This window comes from Sulfitobacter faviae (assembly GCF_029870955.1).
GTDB classification, from domain to species: domain Bacteria; phylum Pseudomonadota; class Alphaproteobacteria; order Rhodobacterales; family Rhodobacteraceae; genus Sulfitobacter; species Sulfitobacter faviae.
In genome coordinates this window covers 87,094-113,232 of sequence record NZ_PGFQ01000001.1, presented here as the reverse complement: position 1 = coordinate 113,232, position 26,139 = coordinate 87,094, and the positions used below count along the sequence as shown (strand labels likewise).

General features: G+C 63.1%; 23 protein-coding genes, 1 tRNA gene and 3 pseudogenes. 21 read left to right on the top strand and 6 right to left on the bottom strand.

The features are described from left to right. Positions 1-22: 22 nt before the first annotated feature. Positions 23-856 (top strand): choline ABC transporter permease subunit, encoded by an 834-nt coding sequence (gene choW, locus CUR85_RS00650; protein ID WP_067260944.1) that lies wholly within the window; start codon positions 23-25, stop codon positions 854-856. Further along, a complete protein-coding gene (choV, locus tag CUR85_RS00645; RefSeq protein WP_067260946.1) occupies positions 853-1,869 on the top strand; it encodes a choline ABC transporter ATP-binding protein in 1,017 nt (338 codons plus the stop codon). Before choW ends, choV begins: the two co-directional genes overlap by 4 nt. 67 nt (positions 1,870-1,936) lie before the next feature. Here the strand turns inward: choV and cueR are convergent, their stop codons facing one another. Together cueR and CUR85_RS00635 are read right to left on the bottom strand one after the other, a co-directional pair. Further along, entirely contained in the window at positions 1,937-2,329 is a 393-nt protein-coding gene (gene cueR / locus CUR85_RS00640) for a Cu(I)-responsive transcriptional regulator (RefSeq protein ID WP_067260948.1), read from the bottom strand. Positions 2,330-2,338: 9 nt separating this feature from the next. Next, positions 2,339-4,845, bottom strand: a pseudogene (locus CUR85_RS00635) (heavy metal translocating P-type ATPase). A 271-nt stretch (positions 4,846-5,116) separates the two neighbouring features. Between CUR85_RS00635 and CUR85_RS00630 the strand changes: the two are divergent. The 7 genes and pseudogenes from CUR85_RS00630 (at position 5,117) to purU (ending at position 11,447) form a co-directional block, all read left to right on the top strand. After that, a complete protein-coding gene (locus CUR85_RS00630) occupies positions 5,117-6,139 on the top strand; it encodes a hypothetical protein (protein ID WP_280321036.1) in 1,023 nt (340 codons plus the stop codon). Between the two features lie 8 nt (positions 6,140-6,147). Beyond that, positions 6,148-6,801, top strand: coding sequence for a DUF7507 domain-containing protein (locus tag CUR85_RS00625; protein WP_280321034.1), 654 nt, complete (start codon positions 6,148-6,150; stop codon positions 6,799-6,801). A 121-nt stretch (positions 6,802-6,922) separates the two neighbouring features. Then, complete coding sequence (locus tag CUR85_RS00620; RefSeq protein WP_280321032.1) at positions 6,923-7,795, top strand: GEVED domain-containing protein; 873 nt, start codon at positions 6,923-6,925, stop codon at positions 7,793-7,795. Next, positions 7,692-8,510 carry a DUF6923 family protein gene (locus CUR85_RS00615; protein ID WP_280321030.1) on the top strand — a complete coding sequence of 273 codons (819 nt, stop codon included), beginning with the start codon at positions 7,692-7,694 and terminating at the stop codon, positions 8,508-8,510. The genes CUR85_RS00620 and CUR85_RS00615 overlap by 104 nt, the downstream gene beginning before the upstream one ends. Continuing rightward, positions 8,507-9,619, top strand: a complete 1,113-nt coding sequence (locus tag CUR85_RS00610; RefSeq protein WP_280321028.1) for a DUF11 domain-containing protein — start codon at positions 8,507-8,509, stop codon at positions 9,617-9,619. Before CUR85_RS00615 ends, CUR85_RS00610 begins: the two co-directional genes overlap by 4 nt. Further along, positions 9,580-10,329, top strand: a complete 750-nt coding sequence (locus CUR85_RS00605) for a hypothetical protein (protein ID WP_280321026.1) — start codon at positions 9,580-9,582, stop codon at positions 10,327-10,329. The genes CUR85_RS00610 and CUR85_RS00605 overlap by 40 nt, the downstream gene beginning before the upstream one ends. A gap of 234 nt (positions 10,330-10,563) precedes the next feature. Beyond that, positions 10,564-11,447, top strand: a pseudogene (purU, locus tag CUR85_RS00600) (formyltetrahydrofolate deformylase). A 128-nt stretch (positions 11,448-11,575) separates the two neighbouring features. On the opposite strand, the gene CUR85_RS00595 reads toward purU, so the two are convergent. After that, a tRNA-Thr gene (locus tag CUR85_RS00595) sits at positions 11,576-11,651 on the bottom strand. Between the two features lie 126 nt (positions 11,652-11,777). On the opposite strand from CUR85_RS00595, the gene CUR85_RS19995 reads away from it, so the two are divergent. Together CUR85_RS19995 and CUR85_RS19990 are read left to right on the top strand one after the other, a co-directional pair. Continuing rightward, a complete protein-coding gene (locus CUR85_RS19995; protein WP_343245391.1) occupies positions 11,778-12,326 on the top strand; it encodes a hypothetical protein in 549 nt (182 codons plus the stop codon). 23 nt (positions 12,327-12,349) lie between these two features. Beyond that, the gene (locus CUR85_RS19990; RefSeq protein ID WP_343245390.1) at positions 12,350-12,652 is read left to right on the top strand and encodes a hypothetical protein; all 303 of its coding nucleotides are present in this window, start codon (positions 12,350-12,352) and stop codon (positions 12,650-12,652) included. Here CUR85_RS19990 and CUR85_RS00585 read toward each other — a convergent pair. After that, positions 12,649-14,048: pseudogene (locus CUR85_RS00585) on the bottom strand (pyridoxal phosphate-dependent decarboxylase family protein). The gene CUR85_RS19990 and the pseudogene CUR85_RS00585 sit on opposite strands and share 4 nt — an antisense overlap. 119 nt (positions 14,049-14,167) lie before the next feature. Here CUR85_RS00585 and hpaR point away from each other — a divergent pair. After that, positions 14,168-14,704 carry a homoprotocatechuate degradation operon regulator HpaR gene (hpaR, locus tag CUR85_RS00580; RefSeq protein ID WP_280321024.1) on the top strand — a complete coding sequence of 179 codons (537 nt, stop codon included), beginning with the start codon at positions 14,168-14,170 and terminating at the stop codon, positions 14,702-14,704. Positions 14,705-14,729: 25 nt separating this feature from the next. On the opposite strand, the gene CUR85_RS00575 is transcribed toward hpaR, so the two are convergent. Together CUR85_RS00575 and CUR85_RS00570 are read right to left on the bottom strand one after the other, a co-directional pair. After that, positions 14,730-15,029: a 2-dehydro-3-deoxygalactonokinase gene (locus tag CUR85_RS00575; RefSeq protein ID WP_280322840.1), complete on the bottom strand. Its 300-nt coding sequence runs from the start codon at positions 15,027-15,029 to the stop codon at positions 14,730-14,732. Next, a complete protein-coding gene (locus tag CUR85_RS00570) occupies positions 14,921-15,697 on the bottom strand; it encodes a 2-dehydro-3-deoxygalactonokinase (RefSeq protein WP_280321022.1) in 777 nt (258 codons plus the stop codon). The genes CUR85_RS00575 and CUR85_RS00570 overlap by 109 nt, the downstream gene beginning before the upstream one ends. Positions 15,698-15,786: 89 nt before the next feature. Here CUR85_RS00570 and CUR85_RS00565 point away from each other — a divergent pair, with 89 nt between their 5' ends. The 9 genes from CUR85_RS00565 (at position 15,787) to CUR85_RS00525 (ending at position 26,113) form a co-directional block, all read left to right on the top strand. Then, the gene (locus CUR85_RS00565; RefSeq protein WP_067263239.1) at positions 15,787-18,078 is read left to right on the top strand and encodes a bifunctional salicylyl-CoA 5-hydroxylase/oxidoreductase; all 2,292 of its coding nucleotides are present in this window, start codon (positions 15,787-15,789) and stop codon (positions 18,076-18,078) included. Continuing rightward, positions 18,075-18,905, top strand: a complete 831-nt coding sequence (locus tag CUR85_RS00560; RefSeq protein ID WP_280321019.1) for an SDR family NAD(P)-dependent oxidoreductase — start codon at positions 18,075-18,077, stop codon at positions 18,903-18,905. Before CUR85_RS00565 ends, CUR85_RS00560 begins: the two co-directional genes overlap by 4 nt. Next, positions 18,802-19,263 carry a MarR family winged helix-turn-helix transcriptional regulator gene (locus CUR85_RS00555; protein ID WP_067262725.1) on the top strand — a complete coding sequence of 154 codons (462 nt, stop codon included), beginning with the start codon at positions 18,802-18,804 and terminating at the stop codon, positions 19,261-19,263. The genes CUR85_RS00560 and CUR85_RS00555 overlap by 104 nt, the downstream gene beginning before the upstream one ends. Next, the gene (locus tag CUR85_RS00550; RefSeq protein WP_067262722.1) at positions 19,253-20,053 is read left to right on the top strand and encodes an enoyl-CoA hydratase family protein; all 801 of its coding nucleotides are present in this window, start codon (positions 19,253-19,255) and stop codon (positions 20,051-20,053) included. The genes CUR85_RS00555 and CUR85_RS00550 overlap by 11 nt, the downstream gene beginning before the upstream one ends. A 44-nt stretch (positions 20,054-20,097) precedes the next feature. Then, complete coding sequence (locus CUR85_RS00545) at positions 20,098-21,249, top strand: acyl-CoA dehydrogenase family protein (RefSeq protein WP_067262720.1); 1,152 nt, start codon at positions 20,098-20,100, stop codon at positions 21,247-21,249. After that, positions 21,246-22,868: an AMP-binding protein gene (locus tag CUR85_RS00540; protein ID WP_067262718.1), complete on the top strand. Its 1,623-nt coding sequence runs from the start codon at positions 21,246-21,248 to the stop codon at positions 22,866-22,868. The genes CUR85_RS00545 and CUR85_RS00540 overlap by 4 nt, the downstream gene beginning before the upstream one ends. Next, the gene (locus CUR85_RS00535; RefSeq protein ID WP_067262715.1) at positions 22,865-23,692 is read left to right on the top strand and encodes a tryptophan 2,3-dioxygenase; all 828 of its coding nucleotides are present in this window, start codon (positions 22,865-22,867) and stop codon (positions 23,690-23,692) included. The genes CUR85_RS00540 and CUR85_RS00535 overlap by 4 nt, the downstream gene beginning before the upstream one ends. Further along, on the top strand, positions 23,693-24,880 hold the full coding sequence (gene kynU, locus CUR85_RS00530) for a kynureninase (protein WP_067262713.1): 1,188 nt from the start codon (positions 23,693-23,695) through the stop codon (positions 24,878-24,880). A gap of 87 nt (positions 24,881-24,967) precedes the next feature. Then, positions 24,968-26,113 carry an ABC transporter substrate-binding protein gene (locus tag CUR85_RS00525; protein WP_067262711.1) on the top strand — a complete coding sequence of 382 codons (1,146 nt, stop codon included), beginning with the start codon at positions 24,968-24,970 and terminating at the stop codon, positions 26,111-26,113. Positions 26,114-26,139 lie beyond the last annotated feature (26 nt).

Below are 26,139 nucleotides of genomic sequence, written 5' to 3'. Positions count from 1 at the left end.
TCTCCAATCCTGAAGGACTGACATGGACTGGCTGACAGAAAACAAGATCCCCGTGGCCGATGTGGCCGAAGACGCGCTGGATTGGTTGCAAACGAACGGGGCGTGGTTCTTTGACGGGCTGTCGGACCTGATGGAACGGCTGATTGAGGCGATCCTCTGGGTGCTGCAAACCCCGCATCCGCTGATCCTGATCGCCGTCTTCGCCGCGATCACTTGGGCCATTCAGCGCAATTGGAAAACCGTGGCCTTTGTGGTGCTCGGCTTTCTGTTCATTCTGAACCAAGATTACTGGGAAGAGACGATGGAGAGCCTGACGCTCGTGCTTTCGGCTTGTGTGGTCTGCATGGGCGTGGGCGTGCCGATTGGCATCGCCGTGGCGCATCGGCCCCGGCTTTACGCATGGGTGGCCCCGGTCTTGGACCTGATGCAGACGCTGCCGACTTTCGTCTATCTGATCCCTGCGATTGTCTTTTTCGGCATTGGCATGGTGCCCGGGCTGATCGCCACGGTGATCTTCGTTTTGCCCGCGCCGATCCGGCTGACGCAGCTTGGCATCTCCTCGACCCCCAAGGCGCTTCTTGAGGCGGCGCAGGCTTTCGGCGCCAAGCCGCGCCAGACGCTGTGGAAGATTGAGCTGCCCTATGCGCTGCCGCAGATCATGACGGGTCTGAACCAGACCATCATGCTGTCGCTGTCGATGGTGGTGATCGCAGCATTGGTGGGCGCAGACGGTTTGGGCGTGCCGGTGGTGCGTGCCCTGAACCAGGTCAACACTGGCTTGGGATTTGAATCCGGGTTGGTGATCGTTGTCGTGGCGATCATGCTCGACCGTATCCTGCGGGTGGGACGGAAATGACGAAAGCAGTAGAATTCGATAACGTATCCATCGTTTTTGGCGACAAGCCAGAGAAGGCGCTGCCGCTGATGGACGAAGGCCAAAGCCGCGCCGAGATCGAAGCGGCGACGGGGCAGGTGCTGGGCGTGCATGATTGCTCGCTCACGGTTGAGAATGGTGAGATCCTTGTGCTGATGGGCCTGTCGGGCTCGGGCAAATCAACGCTATTGCGGGCGGTGAACGGGCTGAACCCGATGGTGCGCGGCACCGTGCGGGTCCATGCCGAGGGCTGGTCCTGCGATGTGCATGAGAGCAATGCGGCAGAGCTGCGCCGGGTGCGCCGTGAAGGCGTCTCGATGGTGTTCCAACAGTTCGGCCTGCTGCCTTGGCGCACGGTGCGTGACAACGTGGCGCTTGGGTTGGAACTGTCCAATGTCCCCAAGGGCGAGCGGTTGGAGCGGGCCGAGCGGCAGTTGAAGCTGGTGGGGCTTAGCGATTGGGCCGACCGCAAGGTGGGGGAGCTTTCGGGCGGCATGCAGCAGCGTGTGGGCCTTGCCCGTGCCTTTGCCACCGAAGCGCCGATCTTGCTGATGGATGAGCCTTTTTCGGCGCTCGATCCGCTGATCCGCACGCGGTTGCAGGATGAGTTGTTGGATCTGCAACGCGATCTTAACCGCACGATTATTTTCGTCAGCCATGACCTTGATGAGGCGTTCAAACTGGGCGGGCGTATTGCCATCATGGAAGGCGGGCGCATCGTGCAGATCGGCACCCCGCGCGAGATTTTCTCGAACCCCGCTTCGGATTATGTGGCGGAATTCGTGGCCAATATGAACCCGCTTGAGGTGTTGACCGCCCGCGATGTGATGGGGCCAGCCGATGGGGCCGCCCATCCAGAGACCAGCGCCGAGACGCCGGTGCGGGATCTGATGGACGGTCTGCGCGGCCCGGAGGCGGGTTTCGCTGTGATGGAAGAGGGCAGGCAGATTGGCACGGTGACGGCGCATAGCATCGTGGAACGGCTGAAACGCTAGGGCGGGGTCCACCCGCCCGGCAGCGCTGTCTCACGAAGGGCAGCGCTGCCCTCCGTGGTTAGTAGGGTCAGTTCGCGGCTGTCCCAAGTGTTTTTAAAATCGGACAATCCGGCCGGTCATCGCCCGCACAATCGCGGACCAGCGTGCTGAGCGTGTCGCGCATCTCTTGCAGGCCGCTGATCTTGGCCTCGATCTGGGCCAGATGGTCCTTGGCGATGGCGCGCACATCGGCGCTGGCGCGGTTCTTGTCCTCCCAAAGCGCCAACAGGTTGCGGCAATCTTCGATGCTGAACCCCAGCGTGCGGGCGCGGCCCAGAAAGGCGAGCTTGTGCATCTCGCTTTCGCGGAAGGCACGGTAGCCATTGGCGTCGCGCAGCGGTTTGACCAGCCCGATATCCTCGTAATAGCGGATGGTTTTGGGCGGCAGCCCGGTGCGTTGTGAGACTTCTCCGATGTTCATGGGACGATCCTATTCTGCGGCTACGGGGGCGGCGGTCCGGGGGCCATGGGATGGGGTGGCGCTCTCATTCAGAGGGGCGGCGATCCAGCGCAGGCGCAGGGCATTGCTGAGAACGAAAACGCTCGACAAAGCCATCGCCCCGGCAGCCAGCGCGGGCGACAAGAGCCAACCGGTCAGCGGGTAGAAGGCGCCAGCGGCGACGGGGATCAGCAGGACGTTATAGCCGAAGGCCCAGAAGAGGTTTTGCCGGATATTCGCCATGCTGCGCTGGCTTACGTCGATGGCATTGACCACGCCGCGCAGATCGCCCGACATCAGCACCACATCCGCCGCTTCGATCGCCACATCGGTGCCGGTGCCGATGGCCAGCCCGACATCGGCCTGCGCAAGCGCTGGCGCGTCGTTGATCCCGTCGCCCACGTAGGCGATGCGGTTGTCGCCTTTTCTCAGGTCGTCAATGGCGGACACTTTGCCATCGGGCAGCACCTCGGCGACGACGCGGTCGATGCCCAGTTGCGCCGCGATGGCCTCTGCCGTGCCGCGGTTGTCGCCGGTGATCATCGCCACTTCGAGGTTGAGGTCATGCAGCCGCGCGATGGCCTCGGGCGTGCCGGGTTTGATCGGGTCCGCTACGGCGATGACCGCCGCCAATTTGCCGTCGATCGCGGCGAAAAGTGGGGTTTTGCCGGCCTTGGCCAGATCCGCGCTGATCCGCTGGGCATTGCCCAGATCAATCCCCTCGCGGGTCATCAGCCGGTCGGCGCCCAGCGTGACACGGCGGCCCGCCACCAATGCGCTGACGCCGTAGCCGGTATGGGATTGAAAATCGCTCACCTCGCGCGGCACGGGGCCAGCCGCTTCGGCCCGGCGCAGGATGGCTTGGGCGATGGGATGTTCCGAGCGCGCCTCGACCGCGCCGATCAGCGGCAGAAGCCTCTCCTCGGTCATGTCGTTCATCAGCACGAGGTCGGTAAGTTCGGGGGTGCCCTTGGTCAGGGTGCCGGTCTTGTCCAAGGCAACGGTCGTGACCCCCTGCAGGCTTTGCAGCGCATCGCCTTGCCGGAACAGCACGCCCAATTGCGCCGCGCGTCCGGTGCCGACCATGATCGACGTAGGCGTGGCCAGCCCCATGGCACAGGGGCAGGCGATGATCAGCACCGCCACCGCCGCCACCAACGCGTGGCTGAGCGAGGGGCCAAAGGCCAGCCAGCCGCCAAAGGTCACCAGCGCCACAGCGATCACCGCGGGGACGAACCACAGGGTGATGCGGTTGACCAAGTCCTGAATGGGCAGTTTCGCGCCTTGGGCCTCTTCGACCATGCGGATGATCTGCGCCAGAACCGTGTCGCCGCCCACTTTGGTGGCGCGGTAGGTCAGGCTGCCGGTGCCATTGACCGTGCCGCCGACGAGAGCCGCACCGCCGGTCTTTTCCACCGGCACAGGCTCACCGGTAATCATGCTTTCATCGACATAGGATTGCCCATCGACGACGATGCCGTCGGTGGCGATCTTCTCGCCCGGGCGGAGGTAGATGATGTCGCCGGTTTCGATCTTTTCCAAGGGCAGTTCGATGATAGCGCCGTCCCGCTCCACCCGTGCGCTAGTGGCGCGCAGGCCCATGAGCTTGGCAATCGCGGCCCCGGTGCGCCCCTTGGCGCGGGCCTCCAGATAGCGGCCCAGCAGGATCAGCGTGACGATCACGGCGGCGGCTTCGAAATAGACCACGCGGCTGCTTTCGGGCAGTAGCCCCGGCGCGAAGAGCGCGGTGACCGAGTAGAGCCACGCCGCCCCCGATCCGAGTGCCACGAGAGAGTTCATATCCGGCGCACCCTTCGCCAGCGCAGGCAGGCCATTGCCATAAAAATGCCGCCCCGGCCATGCCAGCACGAGGGTGGTGAGGAGGAACTGGATGAGCCAGCTTGTCTCCATCCCAATGCTCGCCGCGATCCAATGGTGGAATGCGGGCACCAGATGGCCGCCCATCTCAAGCACGAAAACGGGCAGGGTGAGCGCGGCGGCCAGCAGGGTCATCCGTTTGAGGTGGATGGCCTCCGCTTCCTTGCGCGTCGCGGCGTCGGGGGGGGCGCTTCGGGCGCGTCGACGCTGGCGGGATAGCCCGCCTTTGCCGCCGCATCGCGCAGGGCGGGCAAAAGATCGGCGTCTTCCAAGGTTTCGACCCGGGCCTCTTCGCTGGCGAGGTTCACCGTGGCCGAGAGCACCCCCGGCACCGCAAGCAGCGCGCGTTCCACACGGCCCACGCAGGAGGCGCAGCTCATGTTCGACAGCCGCAAACGGTGGGTGGTCTTGCGCGCCGGGTAGCCCGCCTGCACCAAGGCGGCATCGAGCTCGCCCGCGTTAAACTCAGGATGTGCCGTCACGCGCACGGTCTCTGCCGTAAGATTCACCCGGGCCTCACCGATCCCGTCCAGCGCGTTTAGCGCTTTTTCAACACGCCCCACACAGGACGCGCAGCTCATGTTCTGCACGCCAAAAGTGAGTTTTTCCGCTTTGCCCATTTCACGCCCTCTATTCGTCTTGCGTTGAATATGGGGCTTCCAGTTGCTGGAGGGTCAATAGGTCATTTTCGGAAAATTGATTTGGCAGCGCGGCGGCATAGGCGCGGCAGCTTTGCGGCCCGCTAGGGCACAGAGGCATATGCACAAGGGCGACCACCACCTATCCCTTCACCGCCCGTATAACCGGAAGCATATCTTAATACCTTTCTGCGTAAGTCCTCAGAACCCGCTTCGTCGCTAGGCTGTGTCTTAAAAGGTTGTGAGCAAAGATATGCATTTTTACACTTATTTTCTCAGCACGTTCACGGCGCAGCGCTTGCGCCACCTTTCGGCCTTGGCAGGGCAGGGGCCTTGGCTTCGGATGATCGCGGCATCGTTTTGGACATTGTTCTTGCTGGCTTTGCTGACCAGAGCCGCCTTGGCGCAGCAGCTAATTCTCAATCCCGTGGCCGCGCCCACCGTGGTCGGGGCGGGCGTGGGCGAGCGGGCCTTGTGGCGCAACGCGGGCACGGTTGGCGGGGTGTCGGTCGATATCGTCGGTGAAATGGCCTTTGCCGGGCGGGATCATATTTTCGCCTCGGGCAATGGGCAAATCCAGATTACCTCGACCGGACAAGACCCGCATTTCATGGATTTCTACCTCTATGAGGCAGGCACCCATAACATCACCACCAATACCGGCGGGGTGCCGGTGGTGGCGGATGTTTTCTTTCAGATCAATGACATTGACGGTCCGTTGAATGAGCAGGTCTATGTGAATATCTGCGACGGCACGGTCGAATATGTCCGCATTGACCGCAGCGCCACAACCTATCGCGGCTATATCGAAGGGCCGGATGCGAACCTTGGGACAGAGGTGTTCTATCTCGCCGGGGACCGCAACTATAGCAACCAGCCGGTATCTGGGCTTGAAATCTTCTACCCGCAGACTTCGACCTTTCGCTTTGGTCGAACTGCCAACAGGGGCTTTCTCGTCCGGCTGGCCAATCCGACCTATGACGAAGCGCAGACCTATGACCTGCAATGCGGTGACTTCAAAGCACCCGTTTTGCAGGACGATCTGAAAGAGCAGGTGCTGAGCGAGCCTGTGGTGGTCAACATCCTGTTCAACGACAGTGTCGCGACGGAAAACAACAATGCGCCGGCCAATAATTCGGGCCAGCCCAGCGAATATGCGAGACAGGCTGTCGATCTGATCCCCCCTGCCGGGGCGCAGAACATCGTGACCGATTCCGAAGGCCATCGGGTGGGTTTTGACATTCTGGGGAGGGCACATGGAGCTATGACGACCTGACCGGGGAGTTGACCTTCACCCCCTTCGTCGCCTTCTTTGCCGCGCCGACGCCAATCAGCTATCGCTATCAATCGCCCGTCATCCTGCCGAATGAGCCGCGGGCCTATTCCGCGCCCGCGCAGGTCTCAATCGATGTGGGCTCTGTCGGGCTGCTGAAACTGGCGCAATTGGTCGATACCAACCTCAACGGCTATGCCGATCCGGGTGAGACAATCGCCTATGTCTTTACCGCTGAGAACTTCGGCAATGTTGATCTGACCAATGTGCAGCTTGCCGAGACGCAGTTCAGCGGCAAGGGCGTGCCCCCGGTGATCACCTTTCAGGCCGCCACGTCGCTGTCGCCCGAAGGCACGCTGCTGGTCGGGGAGAAGGCCGTCTATACGGCGACCTACACGCTGGTGCCTGAGGACTTGGACACCACGATCAGCAACCAAGCGCAGGTCACGGCTGAGACACCGGGGGGACGGCAGTCTCGGACCTGTCGGATTCGGAGAACCCTGGTGACGGGGATGGCGTGGCGTCGAACGGGCCGGGCGAAGGGCGTGATGATCCCACGACGATCTACGCAGGCTCCGGCCCCGACCGGGGGATGCGCCGGTCACCTATGGCGATCCGCAGCATGCGGACACCGCGCAATATTGGATCGGCGCGCTGAATGGTGACGGCGATGGCTCGGCGCAGCATTCCGTCGATGGCACCGGCGATGACCTCGACGGTAAGGATGACGAAAGCGAAGAGAGCTTTCCCCAGCTCTATGGCGATCTGACCCGCACGGTGACCGTGGTGGTCAACGAACCCACCCCCGGCACCGGCTATTTGCAGGCTTTCGTCGATTTCGGCGGCGATGGCCTCTTCCTTGGTGATCAGGTCGCGACGGATATCCAAGACGGCGGGGCGCAAGACCTCGACGGGGTGGTGAATGGTGAGATTTCATTCCCCGTCAGCGTGCCGGTTACCGCCGTTCTGACGCCGACCTTTGTCCGACTGCGCTGGTCCTCGACCGCGGGGCTCGATGCGATCACCCCCGCCCCGGATGGGGAGGTCGAAGACTATGGCATCACCATCAAGACACCGCCAGACGCCGACCGGGGCGATGCCCCGGCGAGCTATGGCGATCCGCAGCACATCATCGAAGGCCCGGGCGCGCCTGAGGTCTATCTGGGCAGCACCCCGCCGGATATCGATCTGCTGACGCAGAACTCCATCGGGGCCACGGGGGATGATGCAGACGGGTCGGATGATGAAGACGGGGTGATCCTGCCGCAATTCTACCGTGGTGGTCTGGCCGAGATCACGGTGACAGTCAGTGATCTGATTGCCGCGCCGGGGTCGTCCTATCTGCAGGCCTTTATCGACTTCGATGGCGATGGCACCTTTAACCAAGCCGGGGAGCAGGTGGCGGTGAACCTGCAAGACGGCGGCCCGCAGGATAAGGATGGTCTCAGCAATGGCACGATCCTTTTCGAAGTGGCGGTCCCCGCGGGGGCCACGACACTGCCCACCTATGCCCGCTTTCGCTGGTCGACCGACAGCACTGGCCTTGTCACAGCCTTTGAGGGGAGGTGGAGGATTATACGCTCACCATCTCAAGCGATCCGCCGCCGCTGGTCTGCGATGCCTCGCTCTATGCCATCGTCGACAGCCCCTCAGCGCTGAGGCGTATGACCTTCCGCGACGGCGGGGGAGCTATGCCACAACGGTTGAGACCTCGGGCAGCACCGGACAGAACCGCGACGGCGCTTGGGGCTACAACGCGCTGGACGGCTATATCTACGGCGTAGATGAGAACAGTCGGCGGCTCTACCGGATCGACGGGGCGGGCGACATCACGGATTTCGGCAGTATCTCCGGCGCGGGGGATGCGTTGAACGCGGGGGATATTCTGCCGAATGGGCGGCTGATTTACGAAGTGAATCTGAATACATGGCAGATCGTCGATCTGAGCAATCCCGCCACGCCGATCGCCTTGGGCGAGATCAGCCTCTCCATCGGCGTCAATCCCGAAGATCTCGCCTTCAACCCCGTGGATGGCATCATGTATGGGATCGACAGAAACTCGGGCTTCCTGTTCCGCGCAGCGGTCAACAACGGCACCCCGGGGAGCGTGACACCCCAAGCGATCGGTCCTGCCGTCTATGCGGGCATGTTCGACGCGCTGTGGTTCGACCGTGACGGCAGGCTCTATGGCTATTCCAACACCACCAACAACCTCTTCGTCATTTCAACGGCGACAGGTGTGCCGCAACTGGTATCCGGCATTCCCGTCGATGAGGGCGGGCGCAGCGATGGCATCTCCTGCCGGGGGCCTGCACCGATCCCATTGGGGGCATCTCGGGCAATATCTATGAAGACGCGGATGCTTCGGACGTGAAAGACAATGGGGAGAGCAATTTCGGCGCGGGCGTGGGCATTTCGGTCTATGCCGACAATGGCACCCCGGCCAATACCGCCGATGACATCTTTCTGGTGACCACGGATACCTTGGCCGATGGCACCTATGCGGTGGGGGAGTTGATGGTGAACACGACCTACCGTGTCGCATTGGACGAGGCGGACCCCGATCTGCCTTCGGGCCTGACCATCGGCACCTCCAACCCGCTGCTTGGCGTTCCTGTCTCTGGCAATAGCGTGACCAGTGACCAAGACTTTGGCTTCGATCCGGCAGGCAGTGACCTCGAACTCAGCAAAATCGCCGCCGCTACAGGGACGACGACACCGATCACCAATGTATCGGAGGGGGATACCATCGATTGGATCATCACCATCACCAATGTCAGCGGCGGCTCGCCCTCGGGGGTCAAGGTGATCGACCAGATCCCTAGCGGTTTCGCCTATGTCTCGGACGATGCGCCCGCGACGGGGGATACCTATGACCCCGACACGGGCTTGTGGTTCGTGGATGAATTGCTGAGCGGAGAGAGCGAGACCTTGACGATCACCACCACGGTACTGGGCAGCGGTGATTTCACCAATCAGGCCGAGATCATCTATAGCTCTCTGCCCGATCCCGACAGCGATCCCAGCACGGGGCCGTTGACCGATGACCTGTTCGACCAACTGCCCGACGATGACGAAGCCTCCTATTCCGTGACCCTCGTCACCGGAGAGCGGATTTTAACGGGCCGTGTCTTTATCGACAACGGGGCAGACGGCGGCACCGCCCATGACGCCCTGCGCAATGGCAGCGAAGGGGGGCATCTTCGGCGGTGTTGGAGATCCTCGACAGTGGTGGTGCGGTACTGGCCACCCCCGGTCTCGCGACGGATGGCACTTGGAGCTATGGGCTCTCTGGCAGCTACAGCGGCCCGATCACGATCCGCGCGATCCCGGCGAATGATTACCGGGCGATCTCGGAAGCGACGACCGGACTGCCCGATTTGGTCGACACCAACCCGCATGACGGCGAATTCACCTTCACACCTGAGGCTTTCGGCAATCGCATGGGGCTGGACATCGGTCTGCTGCAACTGCCCAGTCTGACCAACGACCGGACCACGACCGTCGCGCAGGGGCAGGTTGCGACCCTGCCGCATATCTATACCGCCACCTCAGACGGGCAGGTGACCTTCTCCTACGCCGGTGCCACTTCGACCCCCACCGGCGCGTTCAGCGCGGCGCTGTTCCAAGATATCGGCTGTGACGATAGCGTCGATGGGCCGATCACCGGCCCCATCGCCGTCACCACGGGGCAGACCATCTGTATCGTCTCACGGGTGTCAGCCGGTTCGGGCGCTGGGCAGGGGAGTACTTACGTCTACCAAGTGCTGGCGACCACGGCATTCGCCCGGACCACGGTGACCAGTTCGGCCAGCAATACCGATGAGGTTTCGGTCGGGGGGCGTTCCACCCAGATTGAACTGCGCAAAACAGTCGAGAATGAGACCCAAGGCACTGGGGAGGGCACCACCAACCTCGGCAGTGTGAACGATATCCTTCTGTACCGCATCTATCTGCAAAACAACGCGACCACGCAGGCATCGAACGTCAAGATCTACGATAGAACCCCGCCTTATACGCAGCTGTCGGAGCCTATCGTCGATCCGCAACAGGTCTCGCCCAACCTCAGCTGTGATCTGGTGGTGCCGGCAAGCAATGTGGCCAGTTATGCCGGAACGATCGAGTGGAATTGCACGGGCCAGATGTTGCCGGGAGAGACCGGGGCGGTGCAATTCAGGGTCGGCATTCAATAGGTCGATTGTTCTTGCCGGGGTGGCGGTGCATTTTGATGCGCCGCCGTCCGTTTTTTGGCGGATGATCAACATTGATGCGCATAGGAAAACGGCACCTAGGCAGGGCTGTTGATCTAGGCATGGGCGACCCCCGTCATACGTGCGCTATCGCTTGCCTTCCGCCGCGGAGCCTGCAAACGGTAGAGTAAGCGACGCAAGCCCTGCCGCCCCGACCAACCCCCCTAAGGACCGCCCATGACCAAGTTCTGCCTGACCGTGACCTGCCCCTCGCAACGCGGAATCGTTGCCGCCATCGCCAATTACATCGCTGAAACCGGCTGCAACATCACCGACAGCGCGCAGTTCGACGACACCGAAAACGGCCAGTTCTTCATGCGTATCAGCGCCGAGGCCGAAACCGGTGCCACGCTCGAGACCCTGCGCGAGGGGTTCACAGCGGTCGCGGAACCCTTTGGCATGACCTATGAATTCCACGACCAAGACACCACGATGAAGGTCGTGGTCATGGTCTCGCGCTTTGGCCACTGCCTGAACGATCTTCTCTACCGGGTGCGCATCGGCGCGCTCCCGATTGAGATCGTCGCCGTGATCTCGAACCATATGGATTACCAAAAGGTCGTGGCGAACCACGATATTCCATTTCACTGCATCAAGGTGACGAAGGAGAACAAACCGCAGGCCGAAGCGCGGATCATGGAAGTGGTTGAGGAAACCGGCGCCGAGCTGATCGTGCTGGCGCGCTACATGCAAATTCTGTCGGACGCCATGTGCCAAAAGATGTCGGGGCGGATCATCAATATTCACCATTCCTTCCTGCCGTCCTTCAAGGGGCGAACCCTTACAAGCAGGCCTATGAAAGGGGCGTGAAATTGATCGGTGCCACCTCGCATTACGTCACCGCCGATCTGGACGAGGGGCCGATCATCGAGCAGGACATCGTGCGCATCACCCATGCGCAAAGCGCCTCGGATTATGTCTCGCTCGGTCGCGATGTGGAAGCGAGCGTCTTGGCGCGCGCGATTCACGCCCATGCTCACCACCGGGTGTTTCTGAACGGCAATAAAACCGTGGTCTTTCCGGCATCGCCCGGCAGCTATAGCTCCAAGCGGATGGGCTAGGGGCCACGGCCCCGCGTCTGCCGAATGCGGCAGGGGCGCGGGGCCTTCGGGCGGCTTGGTCGCGCTTGTAGGCAGGCGTAAACCAGCGTCCAACAGCAGCGGATCAGCGCATGATTTAAAGAGAGAAGTGGTGCCCCCACACGGACTCGAACCGCGGACCTACTGATTACAAATCAGTTGCTCTACCAGCTGAGCTATAGGGGCACTGAGGGCTCATTTAGAGAAAGGAGCCGGGGGTGCAAGAGGGGAAATGCGAGATTCTTTCGGATTTTACACGCGCGCCGGGACGGGCTATTCAACGCCGAGATTTTCAAGGGTAAGCAGAGTATCATGCAGCTCGTTTTGCACACAGGTGTCCATTTCACGGAAGACGAGCGGCTGCTGAAATGCCTGCTGCGCAATCAGGACGATCTCGCCAAGACGGGCGTCAAAGTGCCCGGGCCCAGCACCTATCGCAACCTGTTTCGCGACACGCTCAACGCGATGCATAAGGCGGAGCCGTCGGAGGTGGCGCGGGACGTTTTGCTGGACGCGATCCTCGATGATGGGACAGTCAGCCGGGTGATCCTATCGGATGCGAATTTCTTCCGCTCGCCTGCCACGGCCCTGCAAGAAGGCGTGCTTTATCCCGCCGCCGCCGTGCGCATGCTGCGCATGGCGCAGCTTTTCCCCGAAGATGAGATTCGCATCTTTATGGCGATCCGCAATCCCGCCTCCCTCGTGCCGGTGCTTTACGAGAAAGCGGCGGATAAAACCTCGGCGGCGTTCTGGGGGAGCGGGGGCCGGAGGACCTGCGCTGGTCCGAGACGGTCGGCCAGCTGCGCGAGGCGGCGCCGGGGATTCCCATCACCCTGTGGTGCAATGAAGACGCGCCGCTGATCTGGGCGCAGATCATTCGCGAGATGGCGGGGCTGGCGCCCGAGACCAAGATTAGGGGCGGTTTCGATCTTTTGCAGACGATCATGTCGGAGGAGGGGATGAAGCGCTTTCGCGGCTATCTCGACACCCATCCCGATATGTCCGAGGCGCAGAAGCGCCGCGTGATCACCGCGTTCCTCGACAAATACGCGCTGGAGGAAGAGATCGAAGAAGAGCTCGACATGCCCGGCTGGACCGAGGAATTGGTCGAGCGGATGACGGCGATCTATGACGCGGATGTCGAGGTCATCCGCGCCATGCCGGGCGTCACCCTGATCGCGCCCTAAGTCCCGGCCAATTCGGTGATCACGTCATAGGCCATGGCCACATCTTGGGCCGTGGCGGTGAAGGCACCTGCTTGGAAGCGGATCACGAATGCTCCATCGATCCGGGTCTGGGTCAGGTAAATGCGCCCATCGTCGTTGATCCGGTTCAGCAGGTCTTGGTTATGGGCATCGAGGTCTTCGGCACCGAGATGGCGGAAGGTAAAGAGCGAGAGCATCGGTTGGGTCACGATCTCGAACCCCTCCGTCGCCTCCAGCCGCGCGGCCAAATCCTGCGCCCATGTCACATGGTTGCGGATCATCTCGCGCAGCCCCTCCAGCCCATGGGCGCGGATCAGGAACCATAGTTTGAGCGCGCGGAAGCGGCGGCCCAGCGGCACGGACCATTCGGAATAGTTCACCACGCCATCCGCGCCATGGGTCTTCAGATACTCCGGCTGAATTGCCAAGGTGCGCACCAGATCGTCGGGATTGCGCAGGAAATGCGTGGTGCAGTCAAACTGCGCCCCCAGCCATTTATGCGGGTTCATCACCACCGAGTCGGCCCGTTCGACCCCGGCCCAAAGGCTGCGGAATTCCTGACAGATCATCGCCGACCCGGCCCAAGCGGCGTCGACATGGGTGTAGAGCCCTTCGGCCTCGGCCACATCCATCACCGCGGCAATGTCATCGCTGGCCCCGCGCTGGTGCCCCCGGTGCAGGCGATGATGCCCGCCGGCAGATGCCCCGCCGCACGGTCGGCGGCGATGGCGGCGCGGAGCGCTTCGGCATCCATCGCGCGGCTCGCCCCTTGGGTCGGAATGCGGACAAGGTTCTCTTCGCCCAGCCCCGCGATCCAGATGGCCCGGTCGACCGAGGTATGCACCTCTGCCGAGCAATAGACCCGAAGGCGCGGCTGGCCCGACAGCCCCGCGCGGTTGCCCTGCCAATCAAGCGCGCGTTCGCGCATGGTCAGCACGGCGCAGAGCGTGGCGGAACTGGCGCTGTCTTGGATCACCCCGGTAAAGCCATCCGGCAGGCCGATCGCTTGACGCATCCAATCGCAAACGCGGGTCTCCAACTCCGTCGCTGCCGGAGAGGTCTGCCACAGCATGCATTGCGCCGCGATGGCCGAGACGAAATATTCCGCCAGCACCGAGACCGGCGCGGCATTGGCGGGGAAATAGGCAAAGAAGCGGGGGTGCTGCCAATGGGTCATGCCGGGCATGAGGGTCTGTTCGAAATCGTCGAAGATCGCCTGCATCGCCTCGGCCCCTTCGGGCGGGGCATCGGGCAGGGCGGAAAGCACCGCGCCGGGGGCCACCTGCGCGCGTACCGGACGGTTGCGCAGACCCGCATGGTAATCGGCGGCCCAATCGGCGGCGCGGCGGCCCCAAGCTCGGAAATCCTCCCAGTTCATGCGCCGCTCCCTTGCTGTGGAATTCTGGTTGTCATCCGCATTTCCTGCCCCATGTTGTTGTATTGTCTCACTGTTGTTCCGCTGGGCTTGACCTCTTCAAGAATGTTGTCACAGCGGCTATGGTGATCGTCACGCCCTTTTGGGCGGTCTTTGACTTGGTAAGTAGCGATCAGGAAACCGTCAAGAATGGCCCCAATGCCCCCCTGCGCCGCACTGCCCGCTCCCTTCCGATTGCGCTCTTGCGCGCGCGGGAAAGGGTGATGGGGCCGATCCGCGAGATCTTGAACGAAAGCGGCATATCGGAACAGAAGTTCCGCGTGCTGCGCGTGGTCGAGGAATCCGGCCCGATGGAGCAGACCGCACTGGCGCAGCAGGCCTGTCTGCTGCTGCCGAGCCTGACCCGCATGCTGCGCGCGATGGAGGAGGAGGGGCTGCTCAGCCGCGCCAGCGATCCCGATGACGGGCGCAAATCCATCGTCACCATCACCGATCAGGGCCGTCAGGTGATCCAAGATCACGCGGGCGATGCGGCGGCGCTGTTCTCAGATTTCGAGGCGCGTTTCGGCAAGCAGCGGATGGAAGACCTGCTCGATATGCTCGAAGATCTCGTCAATCTGGACATGCAGAAAAAGACCGACGGGCAAAAGAAAGACTGATCGGAAAGATGCGGGCGGGCAGGGGTTAGCCCCCGTTAACCGCCCGCCGTACCGCGCAAATCCCCGCCAGCGCCATGCGGCTGCCATCGGCCTCGGTCGCCGGTGCGCCCTGTTGGGAGAGCGCCCGCAGATAGAGCGGCACAGCCCCGCCCGTGCCGATCACCGCCAGCGTTTGCCCCAGCCAATAGGCCCGCGCCGCCGCCAGTTCCGCCCCGATCAAAGTACCCGCCAGCCGCGCCTCTGCGGTGGGTGGCGGGATGTCTTGCAAGGCCAGTTCGGCCCGGATGGAGGCCAGCCGCCCCGCCATACGCTCAGGCCGCGACAGCCCATCGCTGAGTGCATCGTCAAAGGCCGTGTCGTCCAGCGCCGTGCCCTCGGCGGGGGGCCATCGCCCAAGAGGGCCAGCAATTCCCCGGTCAGGAAGGTCTGAAAACTCACCACCTCGCCCGCGCTGATCTGCGCCCAGACCGACGTGGCTCCGGGCAGGCAGATCACCCCGTCCCAGTCTTTGTTGAGGCTCAGAAACCCCGCGATGCGCGTCTCGGCCCCTTGCAGCAGACCGCTGGGGGTCTGCTGGCGCAGGGGTGGGATGACCTGAAGGTCGAAGTTTTCGGTGGCGACAGCCATTGTGCGTTCAGCCGTGGCGGAGCAGGGCACCATGCGCGGCGCGGCATCGGTCCTGCCTGCGGGCATGCCAGCGACGAAGACCGGCAGGCGGGGCAGCTGCCACGGCGCGGCGAGCTTAGCGAGCGCGGCGTCGAAGGCCGCGAGGTCGCCGGGTTCGGCAGCCTCGCCATCGCTGATGGCGCTCTCTAGCACCGATGCGCCCTGCATGGCCCAGACCTGCAAACGCGCCTCGTGAACCTCTACCGCCAGCCAATCTGCATTGCTCAAACCCGTCATCGCGCTGCCCCCGTCGTGGAATGTCTCAACGGCATAGGCCCTATGGCCTGCGGGTTCAACGCGTCCGCTGCGCGCAAACAGACGAACCACCAATTTGCTTCAAGCATAAAATATTTATTCTTGAACGAAAAAGCGACTCGCCCTAGGCTCCTTCCAAAGCGAACCAGAGGGGAATTTCGATGCGTGCAATCTGTCTTGGCGGCGGTCCTGCGGGGCTGTACTTCGCGATCTCTCTCAAGCTGCGCCAGCCCGAGGCCGATGTCACCGTGCTTGAGCGCAACCGCCCCGATGACACCTTCGGCTGGGGCGTCGTGCTCTCGGACGAAACGCTGGACAATCTCGAAGCCAACGATCCCGTCTCGGCCAAGGAAATCCGCAGCCACTTCGCCTATTGGGACGACATCGCGCTGCACCACAAGGGCAACACGATCCTCAGCTCCGGCCATGGCTTCTGCGGCATCGGACGCAAGCGCCTTTTGCTGATCCTGCAGGAGCGGGCCCGCGAATTGGGTGTGAACCTTCAGTTCGAGACCGAGGTGAAAGCCGCTTCGGAATACATGGACGACTACGATCTCGTGGTCGCCTCGGACGGTCTGAACTCCAAGACCCGGATGGAGTTCGAGGACACTTTCAAGCCCGACATCGACGTGCGCCGCTGCCCCTTCGTCTGGCTCGGCACGCATCAGAAGTTCGACAATGCCTTCACCTTCATCTTCGAGAAGACCGACAAGGGCTGGATCTGGGTTCACGCCTACCAGTTCGACAAGGACACCGCGACTTTCATCGTCGAATGCAGCCAGGAGACCTTCGACGCCTACGGTTTCGGCGAGAAGACGCAGGAAGAGACCATCGCGATCTGCGAGGAGATCTTCAAGGACCACCTTGATGGCCACAAGCTGATGACCAACGCCAGCCACATCCGCGGCTCGGCTTGGATCAAGTTCCCGCGCGTGCTTTGCGAAAAGTGGAGCCACGAGAATGTCGTTCTGCTGGGCGATGCCTCGGCCACGGCGCATTTCTCGATCGGGTCGGGCACGAAACTGGCGCTGGAATCGGCGATCTCGCTTGCGAAACACGTCACAGACGATGCCGATCTGCCGACGGCTTTCGAGAAATACGAGGAGGCCCGCCGCCTTGAGGTGCTGCGCCTGCAATCGGCGGCGCGCAACTCGGTCGAATGGTTCGAGGACGTGGAGCGCTATCTCGATCTGGACCCGGTGCAGTTGAACTACTCCATGCTGACGCGCAGCCAGCGGATCAGCCATGAAAACCTGCGCGAGCGGGATCCGAAATGGCTTGAGGGGGCCGAGAAATGGTTCCTCGAACAGGCCGGGGCCGACACCAACGGCCCGATCCGTGCCCCGATGTTCGCGCCCTTCCGCCTGCGCGACATGAAGCTCGAAAACCGCATCGTCGTCTCGCCCATGGCGCAGTACAAGGCCGTCGACGGCTGTCCGACCGACTGGCATTTCGTGCATTACGCCGAACGCGCCAAGGGCGGCGCGGGACTGGTCTATACCGAGATGACCTGTGTGAGCCCCGAGGGCCGCATCACGCCGGGCTGCCCCGGCCTCTACGCGCCCGAGCATGAGGCGGCGTGGAAGCGGCTCACGGATTTCGTCCATGCCGAGACCGACGCCAAGATCTGCTGCCAGATCGGCCACTCGGGGCGCAAGGGCTCGACCCAACTCGGCTGGGAGGAGATGGACGCGCCGCTCAAGGCCGGGAACTGGGAGATCATCTCGGCCTCGCCGATCCCGTGGTCGGAAAACAACGCCGTGCCGAAGGAAGCGACGCGCGCCGACATGGACCAGATCCGCGACGAATTTGTCGAGGCCGCCCGCATGGCCGACCGTGCCAATTTCGACATGATCGAGTTGCACGCGGCCCACGGCTACCTGATCTCGTCGTTCATCTCGCCCCTGTCGAACCGGCGCGAGGATGAATACGGCGGCAGCCTCGAGAACCGCATGCGCTACCCGCTGGAAGTCTTCCGCGCCATGCGCGACGCCTGGCCCGAGGAGAAGCCGATGGCGGTGCGTATCTCGGCCAACGACTGGGTCGAGGAAGACGGCGTCACGCCCGAAGAAGCGGTCGAGATCGCGCGCATGTTCAGCGCGGCCGGGGCCGACATCATCGACGTCTCGGCGGGCCAGACCTCGAAACAGGCCAAGCCGGTCTATGGCCGCATGTTCCAGACGCCTTTCAGCGACCGCATCCGCAACGACGGCGGGATCAAGACCATGGCCGTGGGCAATATCTACGAGGCCGACCACGTGAACTCGATCCTCATGGCGGGCCGCGCCGATTTGGTCTGCCTCGCCCGTCCGCATCTGGCCGATCCCTATTGGACCCTGCACGCCGCCGCCGCCATCGGCGACCGCCACGCCGACTGGCCGCTGCCCTACGGCCCGGGCCGGGATCAGGCATGGCGTCTCGCGGACCGTGCCGCGGAGATGGAGAAAGTATGAGCCATATCGTCATCACCGGCGGCGGCACCGGCGTGGGGGCCGAGATCGCCCATGCGGTGGCTGCCACCGGCGCCAAGGTGACCATCATGGGCCGCCGCGAAGCGCCCCTGCGCGAGCAGGGGTTGCCGTTCCAGACCTGCGACGTGACCGATCCGGAGGCCGTGCAGGCCGCCTTCGCCGCCGCGCGCGCTGAGAATGGCCCCATCACCGGCGTCGTCGCCAACGCGGGTGCTGCCCATTCCGCGCCTTTCCACAAGATCACCGCGCAGGACATGACCGACATGATGGCGGTCAATGTCACGGGCGTCTTCAACGTCTGGCAGGCGGCACTGGTGGAGATGAAGGAGGCCGGGCAGGGGCGGCTGATCGTCGTGGCCTCGACCGCGGGGCTCAAGGGCTATCCTTACGTTGCGGGCTATGTCGCGGCGAAACACGGTGTCGTCGGCCTCACCCGCGCGCTGGCGCTGGAACTGGCGCGCACGGGCATCACGGTGAACGCAATCTGTCCCGGTTTCATCGACACGCCGCTGCTGGAACGCTCGGTCGAGAACATCACCAGCACCACCGGCAAGAGCGCCGAGGAGGCCCGCGCCCTGCTGAAACGCGCCAGCCCGCAGAACCGTTTCGTGGAGACCTCCGAGGTTGCGGGCGCCGTGCTTTACCTGCTCTCAGATGCCGCGGCCTCGGTCAACGGCCACGCGCTGGCGCTATCGGGGGCGAGGTGTGAGCGACGCGGCAAAGGATCGCGTCCGGCTCTGGCTGCGGCTGCTGAAAGTGGTGCGCGGGCTGGAGCAGGAGCTGCGCGATACGCTGCGGCGCGAGCATAACACCACGCTGCCACGTTTCGACGTGATGTCGGCCCTCTCGCGCCATCCCGAGGGGCTGAAGATGAGCCAGCTTTCCGGCGTGCTGCGGGTGTCCAACGGCAATGTCACCGGCATCGCCGACCGCCTCAGCGAAGAGGGGTTGGTGGAGCGCATCCCAGTGCCGGGCGACCGGCGTGCGATGATGCTGCGGCTGACGTCCGAGGGGGCGGCGCAATTCGCCCGCCAAGCGCAGGCGCATGAAGATTGGATCAACGAAAAACTGCGCGGAATCTCCTCCGAGGAAGCCCGCGCCATGGCGGCCCGCCTACAAGCCTTCGCCGCCCAAACGGAAGAAGAGGAAAAAGCCAATGCGCAGTGATGTGACGCATTTTCAATGCGAGATCAAAGACCGGATCGCCACCGTGCGGCTCGACCGGCCCGACCGCAAGAACCCGCTGACCTTCGACAGCTACGCCGAGTTCCGCGACTGGTTCCGCGATCTGGTCTATGCCGATGACGTCGACGTGGTGATCTTCGGCTCCAACGGGGGTAACTTTAGCTCCGGCGGGGATGTGCATGATATCATTGGCCCTTTGACCAAGATGAACATGAAAGAGCTGCTGCAATTCACCCGCATGACCGGCGATCTGGTCAAGGCCATCGTGAACTGCGGCAAGCCGGTGATCGCCGCCGTCGACGGTGTCTGCGTCGGCGCGGGCGCGATCATCGCTATGGCCTCGGACCTGCGGCTGGCGACGGCGGAGGCCAAGACGGCTTTCCTCTTCACCCGCGTGGGCCTTGCCGGCTGCGACATGGGCGCCTGCGCGATCCTGCCGCGCATCATCGGCCAAACCCGGGCCGCCGAACTGCTCTACACCGGGCGCTCGATGTCGGCCGAGGAGGGCGAACGCTGGGGCTTCTACAACCGTCTGGTAACAGGCGAGACGCTGGAAGAAGAGGCCATGACACTGGCCAAGAAAATCCAGGCGGGCCCCAATTTCGCGCATATGATGACCAAGACGATGCTGGCCCAAGAATGGGCCATGTCGATCGAACAGGCGATCGAGGCCGAGGCGCAGGCGCAGGCGATCTGCATGCAAACGGGTGATTTCGAGCGCGCCTACAACGCCTTCGTCGCCAAGGAGCGCCCAGTCTTCGAAGGGGACTGAGCCGAATACGAAAGCCAAAAGATAACACGCGGGGAGGCGTAACCATGGCTGACAAAAGTTTTCTCGACTGGCCCTTTTTCGAACCGCGCCACAAGGAGTTGGCGCTGAAGCTCGACGACTGGGCCAAGCGCGAACTGAAAAACGTGGATCACGGCGACACCGATGGCGCCTGCCGCGATCTGGTGACGATGATGGGTCAGGACGGCTGGCTGCGCCACAGCGGGGCCGAGGGGGACGAGGTGCTCGACGTGCGCACGCTCTGCCTGATCCGCGAAACACTGGCGCGGCACGACGGGCTGGCGGATTTCTCCTTTGCGATGCAGGGACTTGGCACCGGCGCGATCTCGCTCTTCGGGACCGATGAGCAGAAGGCCGAATGGCTGCCCAAGACCCGTTCGGGGCAGGCGATCTCGGCCTTTGCCCTGACCGAGCCGCAGTCGGGTTCGGACGTGGCCAATTCCACCATGACCGCCAAGGCCGATGGCAACGGCTATGTGCTTGACGGGCGCAAGACGTGGATTTCCAACGGCGGCGTCGCGGATGTCTACACCGTCTTCGCCCGCACCGGCGAGGCGCCGGGTGCCAAGGGGCTTTCGGCCTTCATCGTGCCCGCCGACACGCCGGGGCTAAAGGTCGAGGAACGGCTTGAGGTCATGGCCCCGCACCCGCTGGCGACGCTGCATTTCGACGGCGTGAAACTGCCCGGCTCAGCGCTTCTGGGTGAGGCGGGGCGCGGCTTTGCCATCGCCATGTCGGTCCTCGACGTCTTCCGCTCCACCGTGGCGGCCGCGGCCCTCGGCTTTGCCCGCCGCGCGCTGGACGAGGCGCTCACCCGCGTGACCAGCCGTCAGGTGCAGGGCGCGCCCTTGAGCGAGTTGCAGATGGTGCAGGGCCATATCGCGGACATGGCGCTTGACGTCGATGCCGCGGCGCTGCTGGTCTACCGCGCCGCCTGGGCCAAGGACAGCGGCGCGCCGCGCGTCACCCGCGAGGCGGCAATGGCGAAGCTCTTTGCCACCGATCAGGCGCAAAAGGTCATCGACAAGGCGGTTCAATTGCACGGCGGCGATGGTGTGCGTAATGGCGAGGCAGTCGAGCGACTTTACCGTGAAATCAGGGCCTTGCGCATTTACGAGGGCGCCTCGGACGTGCAACGTGTTGTCATCGCGCGACAGACTTTGGGAGCCATGTCATGAAGCTGCATCCGACCGGACATGAAGACACATTCGCCCGCGAAAACCTGCCGCCTTTCGACCAGTGGCCGGATCTGTTGCTGGAGCGTTTCGACTATCCCGAACGCCTGAACGTCGGCGTCGAACTCACTGATAAAATGGTGGAAAAAGGGTTCGGTGATCACACCGCGCTGATCGGCAACGGGCGGCGGCGGACCTATAAGGAGTTGTCGGACTGGACCAACCGTCTGGCCGCGGCGCTGGTTGAGGACTTGGGCGTGAAGCCGGGCAACCGGGTGCTGATCCGTTCGGCCAACAACCCCGCCATGGTGGCTTGCTGGCTGGCGGCGACCAAGGCGGGGGCGGTGGTGGTCAACACCATGCCGATGCTGCGCGCGGGTGAGCTTTCGGCCATCGTCGACAAGGCCGAAATCACCCATGCGCTCTGCGACACGCGGCTGATGGATGAGATGACGGCCTGCGCCAAGACCTCGAAATTCCTCAAGACCGTCGCGGGCTTCGACGGTACCAGCAACCACGACGCCGAGTTGGACCGTCTGGCGCTGGAAAAACCGGTTCATTTTGAGGCGGTGGACACCGCGCAGGACGATGTGGCGCTGCTCGGATTTACATCAGGAACCACCGGTAACCCCAAGGCAACAATGCATTTTCACCGTGATCTTTTGATCATCGCGGATGGCTATGCCCGCGAGGTGCTCAGCGTCAGCCCGGAAGATGTCTTCGTGGGCTCGCCACCCTTGGCCTTCACCTTCGGCCTCGGCGGTCTTGCCGTATTCCCGCTCCGCTTCGGGGCCGCGGCGACGCTTTTGGAGACCGCCAGCCCGCCCAACATGATCGAGATCATCGAGAAGTACAAAGCCACGGTCTGTTTCACCGCGCCGACCGCCTACCGTGCCATGCTGCAGGCGATGGAAGAGGGCGCGGACCTCAGCAGCCTGCGCGCTGCGGTCTCGGCGGGCGAGACGCTGCCCGCGCCTGTTTACCACGAGTGGCAGGAGAAAACCGGCAAGCCCATGCTCGACGGCATCGGGGCGACGGAGATGCTGCATATCTTCATCTCCAACCGCTTCGACGACCACCGCGCCGCTTGCACGGGCAAGCCGGTGACGGGCTACGAGGCCAAGGTGATCGACGCGGAGGGCAACGAGGTGCCCCGCGGCGAGGTGGGGCGGCTTGCGGTGCGCGGGCCGATCGGTTGCCGCTATCTGGGCGACAAACGGCAGGCCGATTACGTCAAGGACGGCTGGAACATCACCGGCGACAGCTTCATCATGGACGAAGACGGCTACCTGAATTTCGCCGCCCGCAACGACGATATGATCATCAGTTCGGGCTACAATATCGCGGGTCCGGAGGTCGAAGCCGCACTTCTAAGCCACCTTTGGGTCAGCGAATGCGGCGTGGTCGCCGCCCCCGACGAGGCGCGCGGCTCCATCGTGCAGGCGCATGTGGTTCTGGTCGAAGGCACGCCAGAAGATTCCAATACCATCAAGATCTTGCAGGATCATGTTAAAGCGACGATCGCGCCTTACAAATACCCGCGCGACATCCGTTTCATCAAGGAGCTGCCCAAGACCGCGACCGGCAAGATCCAGCGTTTCGCGCTGAGAGAGGGCACATGAGCACGTTCGACGAAGCCTCCAAGGGCGCCAAGATGGATTTCGCCAAGGACAAGTCCTATGGCGATTACCTCGGCCTGGACCAGATCCTGACCACCGAGAATCCGCTCGACATGGCGCATGACGGGCTGCTGTTCATCATCCAGCACCAGACGTCCGAGCTTTGGATGAAGCTTGCGATCCACGAGCTGACGGCCTGTCGCAAGGCCCTGCAGGCTGGTGATTTGCGCCCCAGTTTCAAGATGTTGACCCGGGTCGCGCGGATCTTCGAGCAGCTCAATTCGGCTTGGGACGTGCTGCGCACCATGACGCCCAGCGAATACACGCAGTTCCGCCCCTACCTTGGCGCGTCCTCGGGCTTCCAGTCCTACCAGTATCGCTTGATCGAATATCTTCTGGGCAACCGCATCGCCGCGCTGACCAAGCTGCACGAACATACGCCCGAGCCGCACGCGGCGCTCGTGTCGGAGATGCAGCAGCCGAGCCTTTATCAGGTGGCGGTCGATCTGCTTTGTGACCGGATGGGGGTGCCCTCGCTCGCCGGCCAGCCCGAGCCGCGTGCATGGGAGGCCAAGCAAGAGGTGCAAGACCTCTGGCAAAAGGTTTATGAAGACCCGTCCACCCATTGGGAACTCTACGAATTGGCGGAGAAGCTCGTTGATCTTGAGGATTATTTCCGCCGCTGGCGGTTCAACCACGTCACCACCGTGGAACGCATCATCGGATTCAAACGCGGTACGGGCGGCACCTCGGGTGTGACCTATCTGCGCAAAATGCTCGAAGTGGAGCTCTTCCCCGAGCTTTGGCATGTGAGAGGAGCGCTATAAGTGTCTGTTTTGAGAAAAGATCAGTTTGTCCTGCCCGAGGGTGTCATCTACCTTGATGGCAACTCGCTGGGGCCGCTGCCGAAGGCCGCCGCGGCGCGGGTCCAGGAGATGATCACGGACGAATGGGGCGAGATGCTGATCCGCGGCTGGAACAAGGCTGCTTGGATGGAACAGCCCGCCCGCGTCGGCAATATGGTGGCGGGGATCGTCGGCGCGCCCGAGGGTTCGGTTGTCATGGGCGACACGCTCTCGATCAAGGTGTTTCAGGCGCTGGCCTCGGCGCTGAAGCTGCGGCCCGGGCGGAAGGTGATCCTGTCGGACAACGGCAACTTCCCGTCGGACCTCTACATGGCCGAGGGGCTGGTGGGGCTGTTGGAGCAAGGCTATGAGCTGCGCACCGTGGCACCCGAGGAGGTGACGGAAGCCATTAGCGAGGATATCGCCGCCGTGATGCTGACGGAGGTCGATTACCGTACCGGCCGCAAGCACGACATGAAGGCAATCACCGAACTGGCCCATGCCAATGGCGCGGTGATGATCTGGGATCTGGCGCATTCGGCGGGGGCGCTGCCGGTGGACCTTGCAGGCTCCAACTGCGAATTCGCCGTGGGCTGCACCTACAAGTACCTCAACGGCGGGCCGGGCGCGCCGGGCTTCATCTACGTCCGCCCCGATCTGGCCGACGAGGTGCAGCCGGCGCTGGCGGGCTGGCTGGGCCATCGCCAGCCGTTTGCCTTCGACACAAGCTATGAGCCGGGACAGGGGATCGAGCGGATGCGCGTTGGCACGCCGCCGGTCATTCAGCTCACCGCGTTGGAAGTGGCGATGGAGCTTTGGGCCGATGTCGACATGCAGGCGCTGCGGGAGACCTCGGTGGCGTTGCAGGAGCAGTTCATCGAGGAGATCGAGCGCGACGTGCCGCAGCTGACGCTGGCGAGCCCGCGGGGCAGCGCCGAGCGGGGCAGCCAAGTCTCCTTCCGCTTCGAGGAAGGCTATGCCGCGATACAGGCGGTGATCGACCGCGGCGTGATTGGCGACTTCCGCGCGCCCGACATCATGCGCTTTGGCTTCACGCCGCTTTATCTGGACGCCGAGGATGTCTCCAAGGCGGTCGCGATCATCCGCGATGTGATGGAGAACCGCCTCTGGGATAACGAAAAATACAAGACCCGCGCGCGGGTGACCTGACAGTATCAGGCGCAGGCGTTAAGCTGGCACAACGATCCAACAAAACGGGCCCGGCAAAGAGGCTCAAACCAACCAAGGGAGACTGAAATGAAGATGAAATCACTGGTGATGGCGGCCTCGGTCGCGGCATTGGCGGCAGGCGGCGCATGGGCCGAAGAGGGCAAGGTAAAGGTCGGCATGATCACCACGCTTTCAGGCGGCGGCGCGGGCCTTGGCATCGACGTGCGCGACGGGTTCCTGCTGGCCACTAAGATGGCCGGGAACGAGAACCTTGAGGTCGTGGTCGAGGACGACCAGCGCAAGCCCGAGATCGCGGTGCAACTGGCCGACAAGATGATCCAGTCCGAGAAGGTCGACGTGATGACCGGCATCATCTGGTCCAACCTCGCCATGGCCGTGGTGCCAGCGGCGACCGCGCAGGGCAAGTTCTACCTCTCGCCCAACGCTGGTCCCTCCGCGCTGGCAGGCAAGGGCTGCAACCCGCTTTACTTCAACGTGGCTTGGCAGAACGACAACCTGCACGAGGCTGCAGGCGCCTATGCCAATGACGCAGGTCACAAGAACAGCTTCATCCTCGCGCCGAACTACCCCGCGGGTAAGGACGCGCTGACCGGCTACAAGCGCACCTATGAGGGCGAAGCGGCGGGCGAGGTCTATACCGATCTGGGCCAGACCGACTACGCCGCCGAGATCGCGCAGATCCGCGCCTCCGGTGCTGACAGCGTGTTCTTCTTCCTGCCCGGCGGCATGGGGATTTCCTTCCTCAAGCAATACGCCAACTCCGGCGTGGAACTGCCGGTGGTGGGGCCGGCCTTCAGCTTTGATCAGGGCATCCTTCAGGCCGTGGGCGAAGCCGCTGTTGGGATCAAGAACACCAGCCAGTGGAACAAGGATCTCGACAACGCGGCCAACAAGACCTTTGTCGAAGCCTTTCAGGAGGAATACGACCGTCTGCCCTCGCTCTACGCGAGCCAAGGCTATGACACGGCGAACCTGCTGCTGAGCGCGATGGAAAAGGCCGATGTGTCGGATGCCGAGGCCTTTGGCGCGGCGCTGAAAGAGGCTGATTTTGACAGCGTGCGGGGCAAATTCTCGTTTGGTAACAACAACCACCCGATCCAAGACTACTATGTGCGCGAAGTGGTCAAGGAGGGCGATGTCTATACCAACAAGCTCATCGGCCCCTCGCTGACCGATCACGCTGACGCCTACGCGGCCGACTGCAAGATGTAATCCCGCGCGGCCCCGGCGCTGATTTC